This is a genomic window from Bartonella sp. CR84HXZ (assembly GCF_042194535.1).
Classification (GTDB): domain Bacteria; phylum Pseudomonadota; class Alphaproteobacteria; order Rhizobiales; family Rhizobiaceae; genus Bartonella; species Bartonella grahamii.
In genome coordinates, this window is sequence record NZ_JBHIMY010000088.1 from 1 (window position 1) to 1,189 (window position 1,189).

Sequence of the window (1,189 nt, forward strand, 5' to 3'; positions counted from 1 at the left end):
GATGGCGAAGAGCAAGTTTGAACGAACAAAACCGCATGTTAATATTGGTACGATTGGTCACGTTGATCATGGGAAGACCTCGTTGACAGCAGCGATTACGAAATATTTTGGTGAATTTAAAGCCTATGATCAAATTGATGCTGCCCCAGAGGAACGCGCACGTGGAATTACTATTTCTACAGCGCACGTTGAGTATGAAACGGAAAATCGTCACTATGCGCACGTTGATTGTCCAGGACACGCTGATTATGTGAAGAACATGATCACAGGGGCAGCACAGATGGATGGTGCTATTTTGGTTGTTTCAGCAGCTGATGGTCCAATGCCTCAGACACGTGAGCATATTTTGCTTGCGCGTCAGGTTGGTGTTCCAGCAATTGTTGTTTTTCTTAATAAAGTTGATCAGGTTGATGATGCAGAACTTTTGGAGCTTGTAGAGCTTGAGGTTCGGGAACTTTTATCCAAATATGATTTTCCAGGCGATGATATACCAATTGTTAAAGGTTCTGCGTTGGCAGCTCTTGAGGATAAGGATAAAAGCATTGGTGAAGATGCTGTTCGTCTTTTAATGAGTGAAGTTGATAATTATATTCCAACCCCTGAACGTCCTGTTGATCAACCATTTTTGATGCCGATAGAGGATGTATTTTCGATTTCGGGTCGTGGAACCGTTGTTACGGGTCGTGTTGAGCGTGGTGTTATTAAAGTTGGAGAGGAAATCGAGATTATCGGTATTCGTCCAACGTCTAAGACGACGGTTACAGGCGTTGAAATGTTCCGCAAGCTTTTAGATCAGGGTCAAGCGGGTGATAATATAGGAGCTCTGCTTCGTGGTGTTGACCGTGAAGGGATTGAGCGTGGTCAAGTATTGGCGAAGCCAGGATCTGTTACGCCTCATACACGTTTTAAAGCAGAAGCTTACATTTTGACAAAAGATGAAGGTGGACGTCATACACCATTTTTCACGAATTATCGTCCTCAGTTTTACTTCCGTACGACGGATGTTACAGGTATTGTTACGCTTCCAGAAGGAACGGAAATGGTTATGCCAGGCGACAATGTTGCCATGGATGTTTCGTTGATCGTTCCGATAGCGATGGAAGAGAAGCTTCGTTTTGCTATTCGTGAAGGTGGTCGTACTGTTGGTGCCGGTATCGTCTCTAAGATCATTGAATAAATAATGCTTGTT

Annotated in this window: 1 protein-coding gene; it reads left to right on the forward strand. The window is 43.7% G+C overall.

From position 1 onward, the window contains the following. Position 1: 1 nt before the first annotated feature. Positions 2–1,177 carry an elongation factor Tu gene (gene tuf, locus ACFIKD_RS09485; RefSeq protein WP_012755022.1) on the forward strand — a complete coding sequence of 392 codons (1,176 nt, stop codon included), beginning with the start codon at positions 2–4 and terminating at the stop codon, positions 1,175–1,177. The last annotated feature ends 12 nt before the right edge of the window (positions 1,178–1,189 follow it).

Bases quoted from the DNA above. Each gene is read 5' to 3' on its own strand.
- tuf (WP_012755022.1), top strand. From the start codon at position 2: ATGGCGAAGAGCAAGTTTGAACGAACAAAACCGCATGTTAATATTGGT.